General features: G+C 57.2%; 3 protein-coding genes. 1 reads left to right on the top strand and 2 read right to left on the bottom strand.

Features of this window, described 5'->3' with window-relative positions:
- Positions 1-527, bottom strand: a 527-nt coding sequence (locus MKK64_RS28495; RefSeq protein ID WP_409568011.1) for a sensor histidine kinase, incomplete at its 3' end; no start/stop codon positions are given.
- A 494-nt stretch (positions 528-1,021) separates the two neighbouring features.
- Complete coding sequence (locus MKK64_RS25295; RefSeq protein ID WP_243938357.1) at positions 1,022-2,998, bottom strand: putative bifunctional diguanylate cyclase/phosphodiesterase; 1,977 nt, start codon at positions 2,996-2,998, stop codon at positions 1,022-1,024.
- A gap of 755 nt (positions 2,999-3,753) precedes the next feature.
- Between MKK64_RS25295 and MKK64_RS25290 the strand changes: the two genes are divergently transcribed.
- Positions 3,754-4,440 carry a class I SAM-dependent methyltransferase gene (locus MKK64_RS25290; protein ID WP_243938355.1) on the top strand — a complete coding sequence of 229 codons (687 nt, stop codon included), beginning with the start codon at positions 3,754-3,756 and terminating at the stop codon, positions 4,438-4,440.
- The last annotated feature ends 653 nt before the right edge of the window (positions 4,441-5,093 follow it).

The raw sequence follows: 5,093 nt of genomic DNA, 5'->3' as shown, positions 1-5,093 counted from the left end.
GCCGTGAAGGCCGCCATCGATGAGCCCGATGGATCATCGGCGGATTGCTTCGTCGCGCCTCGGCGACGCCGACGGCTCTCCTCGAGGAGAGTATCCTGATGACTGTAATTGCGGGGATCGCCCCACTGAGAGCACCACCGGCGCTTGAGCGTCGGTTCGGGAACCTCGCCGGGAGCCGGGCCTACCGCCTTTACGTCCCGTCCGTTTACGACGGGCGGCCCGTGCCCCTCGTGGTGATGCTGCACGGCAGCTCCCAAACGCCGCGCGACTTCGCCATCGGGACGCCATGCGGGTTCAGGTCCCGAGCAGTGCGGGGCGCTTCCTCCCGACCACCGCGGCCTCGGCAGGATGAAGCCGAACGTCGTGCCGCGGCTGGGCACGCCTTCGACGGTTAGGGTGCGTCCCTGACGCTCCACGAGATTTCGGCAGAGCTGGAGGCCGAGGCCGCTGCCCCGCTTGCCAGCGGTCCCGTTCGTGGTCGTGCGTCGGTCGAGTTGGACCAGGTCGGCGACCTTGTCGGCCGACATGCCGACCCCGGTGTGTGCCTATGTCTGCATAAGCACAGCACGCCACCGAAAGCAGCCGGACTGCTCTCCACCCTGAGCGGCCTTCCCGCTAGCGACCCAACTCAGCCGTTAGGATCGCCGTTTGGGCTCACCGAAAGCGGTCATTCGTCGGCCGCCTGGCACCTTCGGCTCCGGGAGAGCGGGTGTTCGCCGGGATGCCGAAAGTCGACATCGGGTTGAACCTTGTCGCTATGCCGTCCCCTTTAAACGATGGATGAATTCGCGATCGTGCAGCACAAGGGATCGCGGACGGCATCAACGCAGCGATCCTGAAGGCTCGGCGGACCAGCGGGAGCGTCGGCGCTCGATAACTGGTTCCGTTCCAACCATTTGAGAGAAGAGCGTGCGTGTCTGCTGACCCCATGCGAAGGCATAGTCCATTGAAGCAATGTGGAGTGAAGCTCGCACTGCCGGTTTGGATGACGAAGCCACATCTTCACCTTTATAGGACGCGATCACGCCACCGCAGGTTGGTCCGCGAGCCGCTGAACCAGTTCGTGCCTCGGCATCGGGCGCCCAAGGTGGTAGCCTTGAAACAGCTCAACACCGAAGGATGCGACAAGCTCAATCTGGTACGCGTCCTCAACACCCTCTACAATTGTTTTTTGTGCGCAGCTGCTAACCAAGTCTATGATGTTTTTTAGCAACTTTGCACCACGCGGCGTATCGCTACTCTGGACAAAGAATCGATCGATCTTGACCATGTCGAAGCGCAGTTCACTTAAACAGGTCAGGCCAGCAAACCCGGTTCCAAAATCGTCGAGCCAAACGCGGATCCCGATTGCTGACAACCGGTCCATCAGCTGAACGACCTGGGGATTTCCGCTGATCTGCCCTCCCTCGGTGATCTCCAGAGCAAGACGGGAGGGGTCGATCGCTGCGGCCCTGACGATCGCCTCAACGACGTCAACGAAGTTGGGATCCTCGATTTGCCGCGAGGACACGTTGACGCTGATGACGGGCAGTGCCGGTTCAGTAGCGAGGAGATCGCAAGCCTCATGTAGCATCCATTCTCCGAGCTCCATAATGACACCTGTCCGCTCGGCCACGGGAATGAACGTCTCCGGGGAGACGGACCGACCCTGTGGATCTTTTAAGCGCATCAACGCCTCGGCGCCCCACACCAAGCCAGACGTGACGTCGACGATCGGCTGGAAGACAGCCGAGATGCGCTGGTCAGCAATGGCCGTACGGAGCATCTCGGCAGTAAGCGTATCACCCGCGTCGGACTCGAGCATACGACGATCGAAGGTCCGGACGCAGTTCCGTCCGTCTCCCTTCGCTACATAGAGCGCGACGTCGGCCGCAGTGACCATTCGCTCGGGCTTGTCAGCGGCAACATCACCGGAGAAGGCCGCACCGACGCTGACGGTGATGCCCGAAAAATGGTCGCGGCGCGCCGCATGGACGATCTGGAGGCTCTCGACCGCCCGTCGAGTTTCCTCGGCGAACGCCGCAACTTGCTCCACAGAAACGGCTTGAAAGAGCGCAGCGAACTCCTCACCGCCAAAGCGTCCAAGGGTGAAGCCAAAGGGTTTGGCTACGCTTAGCATAGCTTGACTGACCCTTGCCAAACAGCGATCGCCCTGCTGATGCCCGTAGCAATCATTATATGACTTGAAGTAATCAACGTCGATCAGGATGACGCCGAACGACTTCCCTGACGCCTTGCTATCTTGCCAGAGCTTGCGTAATGCACCATCTATGATTCTGCGATTTCCTAGGCCGGTAAGGTCATCCGTCGTCGACAGACGAATCAGCTCTTCGCCCCGTTTCAAAATCTCCTGCTGTCGAATATCCGCCCGAAGTGCATTGATATAAACGCGGTAGCGCTCTCGATTGTACTTAAAGTTCAAAAATACCGTAAGCAAAAAGCTAAATATATATAGCGAACCAAAGCATACCGTGTAAGTCGTGTCTCTAACGGATCCAGTTGCCCAAATAAGGAAAGTCGCAGCGATCAAACCCGATGACAGCAGCGCAAATCTGAAGGTCAGATTGAAAAACAAGTTGGCAACCAACATGAATATTAATCCATACCCGGCATAATACAGCGTTGCCATCGTTTCTACGCTTTGCGCGGCAAGGAACAACCATGCGGCGAAGCCAAAGAAGACGCCAATTGCGCATTGAAATTCAAGAATACGGGTTCCTACGCCGTGTTGTGCTTGAAGCCAAATAGCTAATACGTAAATCGCACCTATAGTTATGCGAACTGGCAAAATGTAAGGAAGCATATCATGGATCAAAAATGCATCCATTACTCCAAACGAAATGTACAGTAGGCCGACAAGCTGACAAGCCTTGCGTAGCTCGATGCGCAGGGCCTTCGCATGTTGAACCTCGAAGGCCACATCGAGCTCGGGCGATCGGCGCTCGAACCAACGTTTTCGAAGCTCGCGATCGAGAAGATCTAGCGTTTCGCCCGTCATCGTTCAGGTGCCCCCATTCAACAGGTGCTACCAGCAGCGATTTCCCAAAACCCTAATGGATCGAACATGCGCATCAACGCTCGTGCGCTGCCCTCCTGCGGGCAAAGGCATTCGCCCATTTTCGACCGTCGCCTGATACGACGCATCACCTACGTGGGCGGATCAAGAAATCGAACTGGGCGAGAAATGATCCGCTGACCGAACGCGGTGACAGCGACGTGCTCGTGTAATTAGATGCAATCCGGTCACATCGTTAAGAAAAGGTGGCTGTAAGAAATTTCCACGCAGCTCATTTATGGACTGTCGGTAACGTTTCATTAACGATGCCCCTGCGCCGTCGGACTCCCCGAGCATTGGCGCTTAAGGGCGATAAAGATATGTCAAACGGCGGAGCTGCGCTGTTTCGTGAACGTGATCTGCTTAGTAATTTCAGTTCTTTAAAATACGATCTACAGCAGTCGGATGAGACTCGACCGCTATATACGATTCCTCAATCATCATACCCGGTCGTATCTAGCGATGTACACCGAGCTCTGAGCGAAGTTAGCAATATGGCTTTGCCCGGTAATTATACCTTGATGACAGATACGATCATTGATCTTCTAGGACTACTTAAGGAAACATTCAGCCCTCGGACTTGGCGTGAGGCTGTCCTTCCCGCGGCACGAACCCATGCTGTTGCGAGTTTGATGCATGAGTGTCCCTTCACCCGACATTCGTATCAAAGGCCGCGCGGCTATGCCGGCGATGCCGGGTTGATCGACTTCGTCTATCGCCATCCGGCGGCAAGAGCGGCGCAAGAAGCTGCTACAGAAGCCGGACGCACCGTGATGGCATTCACCGTCAACGTAACGGCCTGCGAAGCGGTTCGAGAACGCCGGTCCATCCTCGCTGCGAAGATCGATGAAGCGGCCGCACGCCGCCGGTCACCCACAATTTTGTCGCTAGCCTGTGGGCATCTTCGTGAGGTGGAACTGAGCATTGCCCTGAACGAAGGGCGAGTCGGAAGACTGCTCGCGCTTGACCAGGATGCGGAGAGCCTAGCCGTCGCGGGCGAATACCGCGGCTCGGTCTCACACGCCATCGAGGTACAACAGGCAACTGTCCGGCAAATCCTGGCCGGTAGAACCGACCTGGGTCGTTTTGATCTCATCTATGCTGCCGGCCTGTACGATTATCTTGATGCCAGGGTCGCGGCACGCCTCACGAGGGTTTTGTTCGATCATCTTAATGGAGGGGGCCGGCTTGTAATCCCTAATTTTCTCTGGGGCGTCAGGGAGGAGGCCTACATGGAGGTCTTTATGGATTGGTATTTGCTCTACCGCACCTCTGCCGAAATCCAAGACTTTACGGACGAAATCGCGCCGGCGGCGATCCGAAGCAAGCGGTATAGTGAGGATGCGGCGAGTACGATCGGTTACCTGGAAATCGAGCGGATCTAATTCATTGGCGGTTTCCTCGTATGGCGCCTGACGGCCCGAGCAAAAAGCTCGGGTCTTCCGGCAGCCATGTGAGCTTCGGTGCACCGACGATCCGAACGAGCATCCAGAAAGTCACCGGGTAGAACTCTGAGTGTGAAGCTGTTGCCGGCAGGCTGACGAGCATCAAGGCGCCAGCCTCGGCGCGACGCCGAAGCAGATGAAACATCCGGCGGCGCTCGAGGATCGCCCGCAGGTCATCAACCCGCTCGACAGCACCTCACGACCGGCCACTTTCGCGTCGGGCCTCAGGGCGACAAAGCCACCGACCAGAAAAGGGAGAGAAGGGCTCAAAGAGTGCCTGTGAGCCGACGTGCCACCGCGTGATCTCATGGTGGCCGGCAACTATCGACCGGCGCGCCCAAGCGATCTCGATCGTTCAGGTTCGACGCGCAACAATCTTAGCGTTCGACCATTTTATCAGTGCGATATTTTTAAATGTAACTGCCAGGCTTGTGAAATATCATTAACGCTCATGCGCGATAGCCTGCAATTCTACCCCAGCGGTCAGGTATCGGCGGTGGCTTCCTACGTCTGGTAGCAAGCGTGTGTGATACGCGCCGAGGTACCATCGTCCTTACTCCGCCCTTGCGCAGTTCCCCGCAGGATCTCATGGC

Origin of the sequence: Methylobacterium sp. E-025, from assembly GCF_022829705.1 — a bacterium.
Classification (GTDB): Bacteria; Pseudomonadota; Alphaproteobacteria; order Rhizobiales; family Beijerinckiaceae; genus Methylobacterium.
Note: the sequence above shows the minus strand (reverse complement) of the source record. Positions and strands in the feature narration are given on the sequence as shown.